This is a genomic window from Undibacterium sp. Ji49W, assembly GCF_049340205.1.
In the GTDB taxonomy this organism is placed as follows: Bacteria; Pseudomonadota; Gammaproteobacteria; order Burkholderiales; family Burkholderiaceae_D; genus Undibacterium.
This window is the reverse complement of record NZ_JBMPOW010000005.1, coordinates 1-17,300: the sequence shown is the minus strand read 5'-3', so window position 1 is coordinate 17,300 and position 17,300 is coordinate 1. Positions and strand designations below refer to the sequence as shown.

The 17,300-nt window shown below is 53.3% G+C and carries 16 protein-coding genes; 9 read left to right on the top strand and 7 right to left on the bottom strand.

Annotated elements, in window-relative coordinates; genetic code table 11:
• Positions 1-169 precede the first annotated feature (169 nt).
• Entirely contained in the window at positions 170-3,814 is a 3,645-nt protein-coding gene (gene putA, locus ACO0LK_RS07315; RefSeq protein ID WP_422973639.1) for a trifunctional transcriptional regulator/proline dehydrogenase/L-glutamate gamma-semialdehyde dehydrogenase, read from the bottom strand.
• Between the two features lie 165 nt (positions 3,815-3,979).
• On the opposite strand from putA, the gene ACO0LK_RS07310 reads away from it, so the two are divergent.
• On the top strand, positions 3,980-4,438 hold the full coding sequence (locus ACO0LK_RS07310) for an Lrp/AsnC ligand binding domain-containing protein (protein ID WP_110254407.1): 459 nt from the start codon (positions 3,980-3,982) through the stop codon (positions 4,436-4,438).
• A gap of 166 nt (positions 4,439-4,604) precedes the next feature.
• Here ACO0LK_RS07310 and ACO0LK_RS07305 read toward each other — a convergent pair whose 3' ends face one another.
• Positions 4,605-5,246, bottom strand: a complete 642-nt coding sequence (locus ACO0LK_RS07305) for a LysE family translocator (RefSeq protein WP_422973636.1) — start codon at positions 5,244-5,246, stop codon at positions 4,605-4,607.
• Between the two features lie 192 nt (positions 5,247-5,438).
• On the opposite strand from ACO0LK_RS07305, the gene ACO0LK_RS07300 reads away from it, so the two are divergent.
• The 3 genes from ACO0LK_RS07300 (at position 5,439) to ACO0LK_RS07290 (ending at position 8,654) form a co-directional block, all read left to right on the top strand.
• Complete coding sequence (locus ACO0LK_RS07300; protein ID WP_422973634.1) at positions 5,439-6,299, top strand: hypothetical protein; 861 nt, start codon at positions 5,439-5,441, stop codon at positions 6,297-6,299.
• 109 nt (positions 6,300-6,408) lie between these two features.
• Positions 6,409-6,660 (top strand): hypothetical protein, encoded by a 252-nt coding sequence (locus ACO0LK_RS07295; RefSeq protein ID WP_422973632.1) that lies wholly within the window; start codon positions 6,409-6,411, stop codon positions 6,658-6,660.
• 164 nt (positions 6,661-6,824) lie between these two features.
• On the top strand, positions 6,825-8,654 hold the full coding sequence (locus tag ACO0LK_RS07290; protein ID WP_422973630.1) for an AMP-dependent synthetase/ligase: 1,830 nt from the start codon (positions 6,825-6,827) through the stop codon (positions 8,652-8,654).
• Positions 8,655-8,786: 132 nt separating this feature from the next.
• Here the strand turns inward: ACO0LK_RS07290 and ACO0LK_RS07285 are convergent, their stop codons facing one another.
• The 5 genes from ACO0LK_RS07285 to ACO0LK_RS07265 form a co-directional block, all read right to left on the bottom strand.
• On the bottom strand, positions 8,787-10,046 hold the full coding sequence (locus tag ACO0LK_RS07285; RefSeq protein ID WP_422973628.1) for a DUF4214 domain-containing protein: 1,260 nt from the start codon (positions 10,044-10,046) through the stop codon (positions 8,787-8,789).
• A gap of 50 nt (positions 10,047-10,096) precedes the next feature.
• A complete protein-coding gene (locus ACO0LK_RS07280) occupies positions 10,097-11,014 on the bottom strand; it encodes an FAD:protein FMN transferase (protein WP_422973626.1) in 918 nt (305 codons plus the stop codon).
• A gap of 77 nt (positions 11,015-11,091) precedes the next feature.
• The gene (locus ACO0LK_RS07275; protein ID WP_422973624.1) at positions 11,092-12,231 is read right to left on the bottom strand and encodes a DUF3570 domain-containing protein; all 1,140 of its coding nucleotides are present in this window, start codon (positions 12,229-12,231) and stop codon (positions 11,092-11,094) included.
• 43 nt (positions 12,232-12,274) lie between these two features.
• Positions 12,275-12,526, bottom strand: coding sequence for a DUF4266 domain-containing protein (locus ACO0LK_RS07270; RefSeq protein ID WP_422973622.1), 252 nt, complete (start codon positions 12,524-12,526; stop codon positions 12,275-12,277).
• Positions 12,526-13,098 (bottom strand): TlpA family protein disulfide reductase, encoded by a 573-nt coding sequence (locus ACO0LK_RS07265; RefSeq protein WP_422973620.1) that lies wholly within the window; start codon positions 13,096-13,098, stop codon positions 12,526-12,528. The genes ACO0LK_RS07270 and ACO0LK_RS07265 overlap by 1 nt, the downstream gene beginning before the upstream one ends.
• Before the next feature lie 391 nt (positions 13,099-13,489).
• Between ACO0LK_RS07265 and ACO0LK_RS07260 the strand changes: the two genes are divergently transcribed.
• The 5 genes from ACO0LK_RS07260 to ACO0LK_RS07240 all read left to right on the top strand — a co-directional run.
• On the top strand, positions 13,490-13,876 hold the full coding sequence (locus ACO0LK_RS07260) for a carboxymuconolactone decarboxylase family protein (protein WP_422973618.1): 387 nt from the start codon (positions 13,490-13,492) through the stop codon (positions 13,874-13,876).
• 104 nt (positions 13,877-13,980) lie between these two features.
• On the top strand, positions 13,981-14,481 hold the full coding sequence (locus ACO0LK_RS07255) for a cupin domain-containing protein (RefSeq protein WP_422973616.1): 501 nt from the start codon (positions 13,981-13,983) through the stop codon (positions 14,479-14,481).
• A 177-nt stretch (positions 14,482-14,658) separates the two neighbouring features.
• Positions 14,659-15,714 carry a sensor histidine kinase gene (locus ACO0LK_RS07250; RefSeq protein WP_422973614.1) on the top strand — a complete coding sequence of 352 codons (1,056 nt, stop codon included), beginning with the start codon at positions 14,659-14,661 and terminating at the stop codon, positions 15,712-15,714.
• Positions 15,715-15,749: 35 nt separating this feature from the next.
• Positions 15,750-16,490: a LytR/AlgR family response regulator transcription factor gene (locus ACO0LK_RS07245; protein ID WP_186945745.1), complete on the top strand. Its 741-nt coding sequence runs from the start codon at positions 15,750-15,752 to the stop codon at positions 16,488-16,490.
• A gap of 338 nt (positions 16,491-16,828) precedes the next feature.
• Positions 16,829-17,300 (top strand): DUF4214 domain-containing protein (locus ACO0LK_RS07240; protein ID WP_422973611.1); only part of this gene is annotated, 472 nt, incomplete at its 3' end.

Genomic DNA, 17,300 nt, shown 5'->3' with positions numbered 1-17,300 from the left:
CCTGAGACAAGCAATTGACGGCAGTTTAAAAAACAAAGGCCTCGCAAAAATGCGAGGCCTTTGTTTCAGTGTAATCAGCGTAATACGCCTGACTAAATTACAAGCTAAATTACAAGCTAAATTACAAGCTAAATTACAAGCTAAATTACAAGCTAAATTACAAGCTGATTCATCCCTCCAAAGTCATCAAACTCGCATTCCCGCCTGCTGCCGTGGTATTCACGCACAGCGCACGTTCAGCGACCAGACGCCATAGCGGAATTTCTACATGGTCCTGGGTTTCAAGCACAGACACGATGGCTTCATCCTGAGCTGCAAACAGCAACTTGTAGTGGGCTAGCAAGGCACCTTCTACCAGGGCCAGTTGGGCACCGCACTGTTCGGCTTCGGCAGCGACGATAAGCTTGCTGACTTCTACCGGCAGGCCGCCTGGCAGCATGGCCAGGGTTTGTGCTGGTAATACCGGGGTATTGCCGGTGGCCAGTGTCGCTGCCAACTGGTTGATCAGGCAATTGATGCTGTTGGCAGCGCAGAAAACGCGGCCACGCGGGGCGAAAGACAAGGTATTGCGTTCCCCCGTAGGGCCAGGCAGGACCTGGGTCAGTTTGTAAGGACTGGTGTGGGCATAATGTTCGCCCAGTTCGGCTATGCGCTGGTGGCCATGGGTTTTGGCCCACACCAGCAAGGCTTCCAGAGCCGGTGGTGACTGGCGTTCATACACGGTATGGCCACCCAGGCCAACTACAGGCGTGCGTTGCAGGCGTTTCAGGTACAGCGGGCCGCCGGCTTTGGGGCCGGTGCCGGATTTGCCTTCACCACCAAAGGGCTGGACGCCGACCACGGCACCGACGATGTTCCGGTTCACATAGATATTGCCGACATGGGCGCGATCAGTGATGAAGTTGATGGTTTCATCTATGCGTGAATGAATGCCCAGGGTCAGGCCAAAACCGGTGCCATTGATCTGGTCTATCAATTGCGGCAAGTCATCACGCCGATAACGCAGGACATGCAGTACCGGGCCGAATACTTCTTTTTTCAAATCAGCCAGGTTGGCAATTTCCAATACCGTTGGTGCCACAAACGTGCCGCTGCGGCAGCTGCTGGACAAATCCAGCGTGTAGAAGGACTTGGCCTTGCCGCGCATGGTGTTAATGTGGCTGAGCAGATTGTTTTGTGCTTCAGCATCAATCACAGGGCCGATATCGATGGCCAGGCGGTCTGGCTGACCTATGCGCAATTCCTGCATGGCACCGTGCAGCATTTCTATGGTCTTGTCGGCAATATCTTCCTGCAAGCACAGTATGCGCAGGGCAGAACAACGCTGGCCGGCGCTGTCAAAGGCGGATGACAGCACATCATTGACTACCTGTTCAGGCAAGGCGCTGCTATCAACGATCATGGCATTCTGGCCACCGGTTTCAGCGATCAGGGGAATGTCTATGCCTTCCGTCACCGCACGTTTGGCCAGGGTGCGATTGATGATCTGCGCCACTTCGGTAGAACCGGTGAAAATCACACCCTTGACGCGACGGTCCGCCACCAGTTGTGCGCCGACCACTTCGCCCGTACCCGGCAAGAATTGCACTGCACCCCGCGGCACGCCAGCTTCATGCAGCAGTTGGATGGCGCGATAAGCGATCAGCGGTGTCTGTTCTGCCGGTTTGGCCAGTACCACATTGCCAGCCGCCAGTGCTGCACTGACTTCACCAATGAAAATCGCCAGCGGGAAATTCCATGGACTGATACAGACCACCGGGCCCAGTGCCTGGGTATTTGGCAGGCCTTCTACCTGGGCGGCGTAATAACGCAGGAAATCGACTGCCTCACGTACTTCTGCCAGGGCATTCGGCAAGGATTTGCCGGCTTCGCGTATGGCCAGGGCCATGAAATCCAGGGTTTGCGTTTCCAGCAGGTCGGCCGCTTTTTTCAATATGGCAGCACGTTCTACCGGTGGCGTGGTTTGCCAGTCCATCGCATATTCTTCGGCCGCATGCAGGGCGGTTTCCACATCCTGGGCATCGGCTTCGATAACATGGCCGACCAGATCGAGCTGGTTGGCCGGGTTATTCACAGGCCGGGTCTGGCTGGCCGATACCTGGCCATGCAGGATGGGGCCGGCAGTCAATGTTTGCTGGCTGCTGTCAGCAAAGCGGTCGCTGATGTGTTGCAGTTCCAGTTCATTGGAAAAATCCAGTCCGGCAGAATTTTTTCTTTCCTTGCCAAACAAATCCCTGGGCAAGGCGATGCCAGGATGCGCCAAACCACCCAGTTCACGCGAGACAGCAATAGGGTCTGCCAGCATAGATGCGATGGACACATTCTCATCCACGATCTGATTCACGAAGGATGAATTTGCACCATTTTCCAGCAAACGGCGCACCAAATAAGCCAGCAAAGTCTGATGTGACCCAACTGGTGCATAAATACGGCAAGGCTTGTCCAGCTTGTCTTTGCCTACCACCTGGTCATATAAAGTTTCTCCCATGCCATGCAGGCACTGGAATTCATAGTCCGTGATGCCGGCTTTTTGTGCCCAGGTATAAATGGTGGATAAGCTCAATGCGTTGTGGGTGGCAAACTGTGGATAAATCACATCAGTGGCCGCCAGCAGTCTTTGTGCACAGGCCAGGTAAGACAGATCGGTATAGACCTTGCGCGTGTAGACCGGGAAGCCGCTCATGCCATCCACCTGTGAACGCTTGATTTCAGCATCCCAGTACGCACCCTTGACCAGCCTTACCATGAACTTGCTGCCACTGCGGCGCGCCAGATCCACCAGGTAATCGATCACAAACGGGCAGCGTTTCTGGTAGCCTTGCACGACGAAACCTATGCCTTCAAAGCCCTTGAGATCAGCATCAAAGGCCAGCGCTTCCATCAGGTCCAGCGACAGTTCCAGCCGGTCGGTTTCTTCGGCATCGATGTTCAGGCCGATATTGTATTGCTTGGCCAGCAGCAGCAGTTTCTTCAGCAGCGGCAGCAATTCCGTCATCGTGCGCTCACGCTGGGCGCGTGAATAACGCGGGTGCAGGGCCGACAGTTTGACGGAAATACCAGGGCCGTTTTTAATGCCTCGCCCGTTGGATGCCTTGCCTATGGCATGAATGGCAGTTTCATACGCCTGGTAATAAAAAGCCGCATCTTTGGCTGTCAGCGCGGCTTCACCCAGCATGTCATAAGAATAGCGGTAGCCGCGTTTTTCATTGTCCTGGCTGTTTTTCAGGGCTTCTTCTATGGTCTGGCCAGTGACAAACTGGTTGCCCAGCATCCGCATGGCCAGATCCACACCCTTGCGTATCAAGGGTTCGCCCCCTTTGGCAATCAGGCGTGTCAGGGCAGAACCCAGACCGTGCTCGCTATTCGTGCTGACCAGTTTGCCAGTCACCAGCAAGCCCCAGGTGGCAGCATTCACAAACAGCGATGGTGATTCACCCAGATGCTTGCGCCAGTCGCCCTTGCTGATCTTGTCGGCAATCAGGCGGTCAGCCGTCTGGTGATCGGGGATGCGCAACAGCGCCTCGGCCAGGCACATCAATGCCACCCCTTCTTCGGACGACAAGGAAAATTCATGCATCAGGGCATCAACGCCAGAAGCACGGGTACGTTGCTGACGAACATTCGTGACCAGCCGGTGTGCCAGTTCCGCAACAGTCTTTTGCTGTTCTTCATGCGGATCAATCTGTCCCAGCAACCATTGCACGGCATCCGGTTCTGATCGGCGGTATGCTTGTGTAATGGCAGTTCTCAAGGGCGTAGCAGGGCTCAGGAGTTCAGCCTGCAAGGCAGAAAATGGGAGGTTGTTGGTTGGCACGATAGTTGCAATCCTAGAGAAATTATCAAAACAAATTAGATTTCATTGTATAGATGCTCTTCGAGGATTAATTCTGGAAATCAGAACATATATCGAAATTTTCTATTTTGTGAGAAAATTATGCCGAATTTTATTAATCACCCCATCGACGATTTCTGACTTCTTATGCTCGACAAAATCAGTAAAAGAATTCTGGCCGAATTGCAAAACGACGGCCGTATCAGTAATGTAGAACTGGCAACAAGGGTCAATCTGTCCCCTGCTGCCTGCCTGGAGCGCGTGCGTAAGTTGCAAGAGTCCGGCTACATACTAGGATATACAGCCCAGCTCAATCCCCATCTTCTGGATGTGGCCCTGCTGGTGTTTATTGAGGTAGTGCTTGACCGCACCACGCCTGATGTCTTCGATGCTTTCCGGCGAGGCGTTCAAGCCATCCCCGAAGTGCTTGAATGCCATATGGTGGCTGGCGGTTTTGATTATCTCGTCAAGGCGCGCGTCAAGGACATGAATGCCTACCGTGATTTCCTCGGCAAATCCCTGCTGCAATTGAATGGCGTGCGTGAAACGCATACCTATGCAGTAATGGAAGAAGTTAAAAATACCAGCTGCCTGCCAATCAAGTAAAAACGCGTTATCGCTGTTTTAAAGACAGGCTTGGCAATAATCTGGCACTGACCTTAAGTCAGTGCCTTGTTTTTTTTGCAGCTTGTGGATAAATGCCCGGATTTGCCAAGAGTATTGCATGTGGCAACGCAGCCGGGCTGGCTTGGTCAAAATTAGCCAAGCCGCTTTAGTGCCGGTTGGCCAGCGCCAGCTTGATCCCAAAAGAAATAAACATCACACCGATAAAACGGTTCAGCCACAGCGTGACAGCTTGGCTGATGCGTACCCGCTGCCTGGCAAATGCGGTTGACACTGCCAGCAAATGGCACCACAGCATGCCGTTGAAATTGAAAATGCAACCGAGGACAATCAGCGCCAGTGGTTTGTTGCTGGCATCTGCGGCGATAAACTGCGGCACAAAGGCGAGGAAGAAGATCGCCACCTTGGGGTTCAGCACATTCGTCAAAAAGCCCTGGGCAAAAATTTTCCCATGGCTCAGCGCAGGCAAGACGGGTGCGGTTTCTTTACTGCTGTTTGCTTTTGCCTTGCTCAGCAATAGCGACACACCCACATATAAAAGATAAGCAGCACCCGCCAGCTTGACGATGGTAAACGCCGTGGCAGACGTTGCCAGCAGGGCCGACAAACCCAGCGCCGCTGCCATGATATGCACCAGCGTACCCGCACCTATGCCCAGCGCCGCTGCCGACCCGGCACGCCACCCCTGCGTCGCGCTGCGCGTCATGATCAATAAAGAATCAGGACCAGGGGCGATATTCAGTAATATTCCGGCGATAATGAATTGGGTAAGATCTTGCGTGCCAAACATGGCGAAGCTCCTGAGTTGAAATAGTGCAGACAAGGGATTGATTATAATGGGCATTCGAGCTATCCGCCGACTCGTAGGGTGTGCCCCGCGCACCGTTTTTGGAAAATAGAAATTTTCCTGCAATATGCCAATGCTATATTCTGCAATCACCCTCCACGCATCATCACGCATCATCATTAAGCACCGGCACCCATGCACATCGATTCTCTATCCACCGCCGCCAGTACGAATATAAACGAAGACCTCGTGACCAGCTTCCGCCATTCGGATGGCACGCTGGAACTGCTGGTATTTGACGGTGCCAGTTCGGTGTCGGACCGCCATTACCTGGATGCCGTTCTCGGTGATCCAGCCTGGTTTGTCCAGCAATTTGCTGCCGCGTTGAAACAAGTCGCCACGCCGCTACTCAACCAGGCCGACAGCATGCAGCTCGCCCTGCAAGTCTTGCGTGAACAATATAATGCTTTGCTCGAAGCTGTTGCCATGCCTTGTTATGCCTGGCCCATTGCAGCGCTCACCTGGTTGCGCGTTCATGCCAATGGCGAGGAGGCCAGCATCTATGCTCTGGGCGATTGCAAAAGCTTCTTGCTGGAAGCGAATGCCCGCGTCATTGATCTGGATCCTTACGATAATCCGCAAGAAGGCATACTCAAATCTGCGATAGACACATTACGGCACGAAGGTTTGGATGAGCAGGCGCGCTGGGCCCGGCTCTTGCCCATGTTGAGAGAACGCCGCGTGTCGCAAAACATGAACCCGCAGCCATCGATACTTTGCCTTTATCCACAAGGCCGCTTTGCAGCAAGAGAACATCAGATCAAGCTGAAACAGTCTGACCGCGTGCTGATCATGACCGATGGTTTTTATCGGCTTGTTGATAGCTACCACCTGTATGACACAGCAGGTTTGATGCAAGCCTGTGCAACACGCGGGCTGCAAACCATGATGCAGGAATTGCGTGAACATGAAGTTGGCAAGTCTGGTGGCATGGCGGTGAAGAAGGCGGATGATGCTTCGGTGGCGATGTTAAGGTTTATAGCGATAGATGATTAATCTATTCAGCAGGCCTGTGCACATTTAAAACAGACGGTGCACATGGTGCACATGTTGCACCCTAAGGGTCAGTAGTAGTATGGAAGAAATTGTTAATAAAAATACTGCAATGAAAAACAAACACCAAGCCATCGCCTACGATTGGGTTTGCCATGCCTGCGCGGCTGAAAACGACAAACAGCTACGGCAATGTCATGCCTGTGGATGTTCTGCTTTTGCTGGCGTAGATGAAATGGAAAGTCATGCCAATACGGCGCGCAAGCCAGCGTTCAGCCTGGCGCGTGAACAGGCAGTTCGGGTCTTGTTTTGGTCAGCAGTGATTACCATCGCTGTATTTTTGAAATTCATAGCCGGCGCATGATGTAGTCAATTTGTCGTCACGCAATAAGCCTTGATCTAATTTGTTGCATAATGATGCTTTCAGCCGGTATTTTCTGGTAAATCCAAAAATTCCCTGACTTTTCTTCCCATAAGGCAAGGTTAAAGTCCGGTGAACGGCTATTGATCTCATTTTTCCAGCATTTCATGTCTACCTCAGCGCAAACAGCAACACCTCCTGACTTATCCACAGTGCAAACCCTGGCAGAATTATTTGCCTGGCGGGTGGCACAAACACCAGAGGCCGAAGCCTACCGTCAGTTCGATGATGCGGCCGGACAGTGGATATCCTACTCCTGGCAACAGACGCAAGAGCGCGTCGCCGGATTCATCAAAGCACTGTCGCCACTGGCTCTGGAACATGGCTCGCGTATTGCCATCCTGCTGCCGAATGGCTTGCATGCCGTGTGCATGGACCAGGCTACCCAGGCTTGTGGCTTTGTACCGGTGCCCATGCATGCACTGGATAATCCGGCTAGTATTGCCTACATCCTGTGTGACAGCGATGCCTCGTTCTTAATTGCGGCGACCGATCAGCAATGGAAAGAAATTGCTGCTGCCGGCCTTGATCTGCCAGCGCTGCGCCAGGTGGTGGTCTTGCAAAAAACACTGGATGCTGCGGCATTGCCAGCCAGTTGCCCGGTAATGCATATCGACGAATGGCTATCCGGCGCAGCGCATTTGCAGGTGAACCCAAAAGGACCGCAGGCAGATGATCTGGCGGCGCTGGTGTATACCTCGGGTACTACCGGCAAACCCAAGGGTGTCATGCTCACGCATACCAATGTGATGTCGAATGTGAAGGCGGTGGTGTCGCGCGTATCGCCGGTAATCACGGATGTATTCCTGTCCTTTCTGCCGCTGTCGCATACCTTCGAGCGTACCGCCGGTTATTACCTGCCAATTGCGGCTGGTGCCTGCGTCGCGTTTTCGCGCTCGGTCAAGCAATTGCCGCAAGACTTGCTGGAGGTACGGCCCACCATTTTGATTTCTGTGCCGCGTATTTATGAGCGTGTGTATGGTGTGATCCAGACCAGGCTGTCTGCATCAGCGTTTCAGGCAAGCCTGTTCAATATGGCTATCGCTACCGGCTGGCGTCGTTTCAGTCGCAGCCAGGGTTTGCTGAAGGGAGATGGCCTGACAGCGTTCATGGACAGCCTGCGCTGGCTGGTATTGGAACCGCTGATCGCCAGCAAATTGAAAAACCAGTTTGGTGGCCGCCTGCGTGTTGCCGTCAGTGGTGGCGCTGCGCTGTCACAGGCGATTTCCCAATGCTTCCTTGGCCTGGGTATTCCCATCGTCCAGGGTTATGGCATGACCGAAACAGCACCCGTGGTCGCCTTCAATGCACCCGATGACAATGACCCGGCTACCGTAGGCCGTGCCGTGGACGGGGTTGAAGTCCGCATCGGTGACAATGCAGAATTGCAGGTACGTGGCCCGAACGTCATGCGTGGTTACTGGAAGCGCGAAGAAGATACCACCAAGACCTTTATCGACGGCTGGCTGCGCACCGGCGACCAGGCTTCTATCGTGGCGGGGCGTGTACGTATTCTGGGGCGGGTGAAAGAAATCATCGTCACTTCGACCGGTGAAAAAATTGCCCCGGTTGATCTGGAACTGGCGATTACCAATGATGCAGTATTTGAACAGGCCTATGCCTTCGGTGAAAATTCACCCTTCATCGCCTGTGCAGTGGTGTTAAGCCGGGTCTACTGGCTGGAGCTGGCACGTTCGCTGGGCCTGAATCCGGGTGACAAGGCCAGCCTGAAATCGCCAGAAGCCGTGGCTGCCGTGGTCAAACGCATACATGGCTTGACCAGCAATTTCCCTTACTATGCACAGCCACGTGCTGCGATTCTGACGCTGGAACCATGGACAGTCGAAAACACCCTGATCACGCCTACCCTGAAACTCAAGCGCAATAACCTGCTGGCGTATTTTGAGGAAGATATGAAGGCGATATACAAACGCTGATCAAACGCTGATTAAGCACTGGTTAAGCGCTGATCAGACCATCTTTGATCAAATTTTTATTAAGCCTGTTAATAAATCCCGGCTTATACACATGCTGGCATCATCCGCATGTGTATCTTGCATTTAGTGTATTTAGCCAAACGGTATGAAATCAATACCATTCTGGATTTTGGCTATTACCTGCGCCTGATTTTCTGTGCCTTCACTAAAACCAGCCAGTGCAGTTGCCTGGGTATCTTTACCGCTTGCCAGTTGTCCCAGCCAGTAATCCATGCCGGCCTGGTCGGGTGTCCTGTGCAAGACGTTTTGATAATAGGCGGTGATAACCTGCTGATCGGTCGGGTTGTTGCCATACAGCGCGTGAAATTCGGCGGAGGCGACAAAGCTCTTGGCGACATCGGCCAGGGTTTGACCCTTGTCCATCTGTCCTATCCAGTAACCCAGGCCGGCCAGATCCGGTGTGCGGTTGAATGCAGCCTGATAGATGCGATAGGCAATACCAGCATTGCCACTGATATCCAGTGCCACTGACATATCGGCAAATTGCAGGCGCTCAACCTGAATGACGGTATCCGTACCTTCGGCCCCGGTCTTGTCTTGCACGGTAAAATTTGAACCCGATGCCGTAATCGTAAAGTCGGCGCGTTTGCCGGCATACACGGCGGTATCCAGGCCAGCGCCGCCATTGATGGTGTCATTACCGGCCAGGCCCGTAAATACATCATTGCCGCTGGTGCCGGTCAGATTGTCATTGCCGGTGGTGCCAACGATGCCACCTACGGTAGTTTTCGCAACTGTGGTGAAGGAATAACTGCTGGTACCGACAAAATTATTGCCTGCGATATCCTTGATGGCCCCGGATGGTATCGACAGTTTATACGTGGTGCCGTTGCTCAGATCATTGGTAGGGTTAATCGTGACCTTGCTGCCGGATATGGTGACATTGCTGCTTTTGCTGATGTCGTAGCTGGCAACGGTGGTGCCATCAGCACTCTGCAAATTGATGACGCCGGTACCGGCGGTAACGGCTTCGCTGAAAGTCAGCACAATGTCACTGCCGGTGGCAACACTGGTCGCCAGTGTCGCCGGGCTGAAACTGATCACGGAGGGAGGCGTCGTATCGCTGAAATAAGTGAGCAGATTGAGCACGTCCTGGCCATTGTTGAATACCAGTATCTCCATATTGATCAGGGTGGCATGCAAGGCACCGCTGGCGCTGGAGATACTGTCGACATGCACCGAACCGTCCGCTGCTTTGGTAATCAGATAGCTGGAGCGCAGCGACGTGCCCAGGCTCAGGGTATCAGTGCCACCTTTGCCATCCAGTGTGAATGTCGAGGGGTTGACGACGGTCCAGTTATCATTGCCGTCGGTGCCGGGTATAGTTGCCATGATGTGTTCTCCAGGTAAATCACTTAATTTATTGCCCTGCCAGTGCGATACTAGGTAGGTACTGCTTCCATTACTCGCGGTGGCGCATGCATATGCATTTCGCCCTGCTGGTCTATCGCCAGGTAAGCCACGCCCGCCGCTTTCAGGTAAGCCAGGCCCTGCTCTTCTTTCAGCATGGCGATGGTGGTGCAACTACCCGCCAGTGAAGCCAGCGGCGCACGCACGCTGATACTGCGCCAGTACTGCACCGGCATACCGGTGTGCGGATTGAGGATATGGCAATAACGCTGACCAGCCACTTCAATATATCTTTCATAATCGCCACTGGTGGCCAGTGCGCCTTCCGGTACCGGGATACTGGCAACGATTTTTTCCTGTTGCCGGGGATCTTGTATGCCCATGGTCCAGGCTTGCCCATCCGGCTTGGGGCCAAGTACGCGTATATCTCCCCCCAGATTCACATAACCGTGGGTAGCACCCCGTTCCAGCAATAGCGCAGCGGCGCGATCGGCAGCATATTCCTTGCCAAAACCGCCGAAATCGATTTCCATGCCAGCCGCTGGCAGCCGCAGGCTGTCTGCACTACGTTCCACTTTGTGCCAGCCTACCAGCGCGCACAGCGCAGCCAGATCGGCTGCTGCCGGTACCTGGGCAAGTTTGAAATTCCAGGCACGCCGCAAGATACCGGCGGTAATATCAAACAGGCCATCACTGGCAGCATGCAGGGCCTGCGCATAATCGAGCAGTGAACTGGTTTCTGCATCACACAGCACGGCCTCGCTACCAGCCTGTGCATTGATTCTTGATACGATGCTGTCAGCCCGGTAACGTGAATATTTGCTCTCTATCCTTTTGACTTCTGCAATCGCCTCCTGTGCGATGGTAAACATGGCCTGTTCTTCCTCTGCCGCGATGACAACTTCGCAGGCACAGGCCATGGCTTGAAAAGGAATACGGTAAATCTGCATAATTGCTCACATCAGTGCCGGGTTTTGGAAGGCAAACCAGGCACGCTTATTTTTAAACCGGCTCTCAAAACGGATCGTTAAAACTGCTTCGAAATTCCCAGCTGTATGCTGCGTGCACGGAAAGGCAACAAACCCGGGCTGCCACTGCCGAACAATCTCCATGATGCCCTTTGTTCATATTCTTCCAGCTTGATATCGGCCTGCCAGTCTTCCCCTATCTGTTTCGCCAGCTTGATGCCGACAGTGTGCGCACCATAGGCAGACACGCGTTGATCCTCGGAATAATTCAAGGCACCAGCCGCTGGACTGGGGGCAAACGGATAGATGGAAGGATCAGCATCAACATAAAAACTGGCCGCGCTTTGTGTGTACAGGCGCAGTATCGGCGTAATGCTCCAGCCGTCTGCAAATGGCTGCGTATATTCGGCAGTGAAGGTATGCGCGCGTATCTTCCACGAATCTGCAAAATAGCGGTAGCTCACACGGCTGCTGCCGCCCGTAGCGTCAAAATGATGGTTCCAGCGTGCCAGCACGGTATAGCTGTTGCGTTCATCCGGGCGCTTGTCCAGTGCCTTGTACGGGTCAGATAGGTAACCTCGGCCGCGTGCCAGGCTGGCATTCAATTGCACGATATCATTCGTCGTCAGCACCTGGGTCACACCCAACAGGGCATCAAACACCTGCTTGTTTTCGCCTTTGACCCTGCCGGTAGAGGCGCTCACGGTATCGTTGGCAAAGCCCATGCCTGCAGTCCAGGTAGTATTTTTGTCTTCGCTGAACTGGCTACCCTGCACTGACACGCCGCGCGAGATATAGTCGGATTCTGTGGAATAACTGGCACCCAGGGTCACCGTGTGATGCGGCAGATAACGTGTCACCTCGGCATCCATGGCGCGCCGGAAATCCCTGAGCTTGCTCAGCGCGTAGCTGTGAAACGCGGGCGATGCACCGGATATGCTGTCGGTGATAAAGCTGCCGCCGACCGACCATTCATCACCTATCGGCGTCACGATCTTCAAGGCATTGGCCCTGACCTTGACGCGGTCTTCGCCGGGCTGGCTATCCTGGTAATCCAGCACTTTCAGGCTGATTGAGCCTTTGTCTGGTGCCGATTCGGCATGCGCCACGCCAGCTAAAGGCAAAGCCAGGGCTGCGGCCAGCAAGGCTGAACCAAGTTGCTCGTTATTGCGTAACGGACGAGTGCTGGCTGATTTCATTCTGCGGTCCTTATTCATTCCAAGCTGTTTTTCAATTTCAATTTCAATTGCATCCACAGCCACCACCACCTACACCAGCACCGCCAAACGCGGATTCTTTGCTGGAATAAGTATGTTCTGCATATTTGTTTTCCAGCGGGTCGCCATCAAACGTCATTTCCTTTTTTGCCAGCTTGCCTTTTTCCCAGGCCTGCACTGGCTGTATCACATTCACCACGCTACAGGCGGAACAGACAGATGCCAGCAGCATCAGGCTAAGCCAGCGGGCAGATGTCCGCAGATTGATGTGCTTCATTATTTTCCTCCCAGAGCAGCCACGATGGCTTGTTCGATTTTTGCCTTGCTGCCTTCATTGAAACCCGCATGCAGCGACAAGACTTTGCCATCCCTGTCTATTAGCACACTGCTGGGCATGCCCTTGACGTCATACTGGCGCGGCGTGACACCCTTAGGGTCATAGCCGATCTGGAAACTGGCCGGAACGGACTTCAAAAATACGGCGGCGTCTTCCGCCTTGCTGTCCAGGTTGATCGCCAGCACCTGCAAACCTTGTGCGCCGAACTTCGATTGCAGTGCATTCATCCAGGGAAAGGATTGCTTGCACGGCCCGCACCATGATGCCCAAAAATCCAGGTACAGCAACTTGCCCTTGTAATCCGCCAGTTGTATATGGGCGGGGCCAGGGCTGGGGCTGGGGCCGCTGCCACCCTGTACCGAAAATTCCGGCGCGGGTTTGCCTGCATCCAGCGCACGCGCTGACAGATGCCAGCATCCGAGGGCGATCACCAGTGCGACAGTGAAAGATGTGGCCAGCCATGCCGGTGCATATGCGTTGCGGTGGTATGGTAGCGAGCGTGCAGAAATCATGAAAGCAGCCTCAAGTAAGCCTTAATAAAAAGCCTTGGTAAAATCAATAGCATCAGTAGCATGTATGGCAGTGCTCTTGAACGGCGCTTATTACTACAGCGTTTTTCACTTCCATCATAAGCGCATCACTCTTCAAAACAAGCTTGCCCGTCGTAAATAAGCAGCTTATTTCTGTAAATGAATGTAACCTGTAAAGTTACTTATTGTAGTCTGCATCCTGGTCTGCTATCAGACTTGTTGCTCGAAAGATATGCCAGGCTGCAAGCTGTTTTCATACAAAAAACAACATTCCGGTTATCTGGCGAAAGCTCAGTTTATTTGCCCCTGGCCTGCATTGACCCTGGGCTATTATCTGGCTAGCATGTTTTTTCACAAATATGGGAGCCGGAATATGGATCAGCAATTTGAAGCAGGCTTGCAGATACGCAAGCAAGTCATGGGTGAGGCTTTTGTCGAAAAAGCCTTCAGCAATACCGATGCCTTCACTGCACCGCTACAGGAATTTGTGACCCGCAATGCCTGGGGTACCACCTGGTGCCGGCCCGGCCTTGATTTGAAAACCCGCAGCCTGATCACCTTGTCCATGCTGACCGCCATGGGGCGCTCACATGAAATCCGTGGTCACGTGCGTGGGGCTGTCAACAACGGCGCCAGCATGCAGGAAATCCAGGAAGTCCTCCTGCATGCCAGCGTGTATTGCGGCATGCCGCTGGCGATAGATGCATTCCGTTCAGCCCATGAAGTCTTGCAGGAAATGGGCAAGATAGATGGGACCTGATGTAGCCTGGCTGGCATAGACAGAGTGGAAAGCAGCGTGGATGCTAAAGATGTGCAAAAATCATGCTTGTCACCATGACATTTATCCACAATTGAAAGCCCGCCATGACTGAAGCCAGCAAAGCTGTTGCATTAACTGAAGAGGGCATCACCAAGCCTTTTGAGATCAAGGACGTACCCTGGGATGGCTATGAACACGGCCAAAGTTTCGGTTCCCGTTACCAGCAACTGGGTGAATATGGTGGTAGTAAACACATAGGGGTCTGCATGGAAGAACTGCCACCCGGCAAACAAGCCTGCCCCAACCATTATCATCATCTGGAAGAAGAGCAAATGATGCTGCTGGAAGGCAGCCTTACCCTGCGCCTGGGCGAGCAGACCTATATCATGACGGCAGGCAGTTATGTGGTGTTTCCCGCCGGGCAAAAGGCCGGGCACAGCCTGTACAACCATACCGACGCCCCCTGCCGTTATCTGCTCATAGGCGAACGCAATCCACATGACGTGATTGTCTATCCCGACGGCAACCGTGTCAGCGTGCGTCTGACCGGTGAAGGCTATAACAAGTCAGCCATCATGGAATACTGGGAAGCCGAAAAGGATTGATGCACGACGGCACCATGCGACCAGGTAAATCAGGTAAGCAAGTGACAGATGGTCATTATTTTGACAATCCGGGTTCCTGTTTCCTCATTTGGTGACATATCCACCCCCGGCATGCCTGAATTACCGGATACTTCAGGCATTGCATCACTCACAGGGAAAGGATAGTGGATGCGTCGCATGTGGCTTTTTTATACGTTGGCCTGGCTTGCCTATTCCATACTCATCGGTTTCGTTGTACAGATAGATGGGTTATCGAAGGCCCAGTTCGATTTCAAAGTGGCGCTGATGTCAGAAATCAGTACGGTGCCAGCAGCAGTGTTGCTGGCATTTATCTGGCCTCTGACCGGCCTGATAGAACGCAAGAGATACCGGCCTCTCACCATTGCCACCATCCATGTCTTGCTGTCGCTGGTGTTTGGGGTTTTCTGGCATCTGCTGGTGACTTTTTTCATGCGTACCATTGTGCACATTGACTACCTGTCAGCCGACCGGCCCTTAAGCGTGGCCATCTGGCCCTTCCTGTATAGTTTGATGATGTATGGAGTGGTCGCCAGTATTTTTCATACTGTGCGCTCCAGCGAAGGCAGGCGCTTGCAGGTGCTGGCGGCCAGCCAGGCGCAGAGCCTGCTGGTACAGGTGGAACTGGCCAGCCTGCGCAACAAGCTTAATCCGCATTTCCTGTTCAACACCCTGCATTCCATCATCGCCCTGATGCGCAAGGATGGCAAAGCGGCAGAGGCGGCGTTGTTCCGCTTTTCCGATATGCTGCGCTATGTGCTGGATACAGAAAAAACCGGCATTACCCATGTCACGCTGGAAGAAGAATTGAATTTCGTGCGCGATTACCTGAATCTGGAAGCCCTGCGCCTGGGGCCAAGACTGCATGTGAGCTGGTCGCTGGATGAAGCCGCTGCCGGCTATGGCGTGCCAGCCCTGAGCATACAACCCCTGGTGGAAAACAGCATCAAGCACGCCTTTAATCCGCGTAGCCAGCCCGGCAATTTGCTGATACGTACCAAGCTCAGGGCCTTGCAAAGCGAAGTCGATATCACCATCAGGGACGATGGCCCGGGGGCTGACATGGCGCAGGTACAGGTATCCAGCGGCATCGGTGTCAAAACCGTGGAAAGACGCCTGCAGCTTGAATATGGCAAGCGCGCCAGCTTCAAGATACAGACGGCACCGGGGCAAGGCTTTGAAATATGCCTGACCGTGCCGCTGACTTCGATTTGAGCTTCACTATCTACTCCCATACCTTAAACGGCACCATGAAACAAAAAACCGTCTTTATTGCAGAAGATGAACCACTGGCAAGAGAAGTCTTGCGCGATGCCATCTGCAACCGCCCGGAACTCAGCCTCATCGGTGAAGCCGCCGATGGTGTTAGCGCGCTGACGCAAATCAATTTGCTGAAGCCCGACGTGGTGTTCATGGATATACAGATGCCGGAAATGACAGGGCTGGAAGTCTTGCGCCGCCTGAGCCATTTGCCGGAGATTATTTTTACTACGGCGTATGACCAGTATGCGGTGACCGCCTTTGAACTGCATGCCGTCGATTATCTGCTCAAGCCGTTTTCGCAAGAGCGTTTTGAAGCAGCGGTAGATCGCCTGCTGGAGGCTCCGCCGTCCCTGCAAGCGATGGAACATGCACTGAACCTGGCCGCCGGTCGTGATGTGGGGCGCCTGGAAAGAATACTGGTGCGTGACCGTGGCCATATCTTCCCGGTGAATGTCAACGATATCGCCTACCTGAAAGCCGACGCCAAATACACCGCCATCATTGTCGGTGACAAGACCCATCTGGTCAGGCTGGGTATTTCAGAACTGGAAACCCGGCTCGATCCGGCACGTTTCATACGCATACACCGTTCGCTGCTGGTAAACCTGGATTTTGTCGAATCCATGAAAGCCGACGAACAATCGCAACTACGCCTGCACATGCGCGATGGCAGTGTTTTGCTAGCCAACCGGGAAGCGTCGAGGATGCTGCGGGATATGTCGATTTGATGATTCAGTTCATATTGGTGACCTTACTCCGTAGTCAGCACAAGCGTAGTGTAAGCCGACCCGGCGACACAGTGAGGCAGGAGGCTGGTGTTAATTTGATAAATTTCCCATCTTAATACCCTTAATAGATAGATCAGACCATTTTGATTAGCCCAAAAATACTTGTGAAACATCAACTTGGGCCGCCGATTAGATAATTTCTTGAAATTAATTCAATTTTGTGATTGAAGTCACATCTTTGTTAAAAAGTGTGTGCTAACCTCGCTTCGCTAAAATCTGGGTAATTGCGTGAATCTTTAGTAATGCATACTTTCAAATCAACAAGTTAGGAAACTTAAATGGCCAATTCTGCTGCAGACATCCAAAAGCTTTACATCGCTTATTTCAACCGTCCAGCGGACCCATTGGGCCTGGCATACTGGACAGCCTCCAACCTGTCCCTCAAAGACATCGCGCAAAGCTTCTCCGTTCAGAAAGAATACGCAGACACGTATGCCAACCTGACCACAGCGCAAACCGTCAACACCATCTACAAAAACCTGTTCGGCCACGAAGCCGATCCAGCAGGTCTGACCTACTGGGCAGGCCAGATCGCCAACGGCGCAGTGACAGTTGGCGCAGCCGCCCTGTCCATCCTCGCTGGCGCCACTGGTGCAGACAAAACAGCCGTTGACTCCAAAGTCACTGCTGCAACATCCTTCACCACAGCTGTTGACACCACCAAAGAAATCACCGCCTACGCAGGTGTAGATGCCAACGCCACAGCCAAAGTATGGCTGAGCAAAGTTGTTGACGCAGCGACACTGGCCA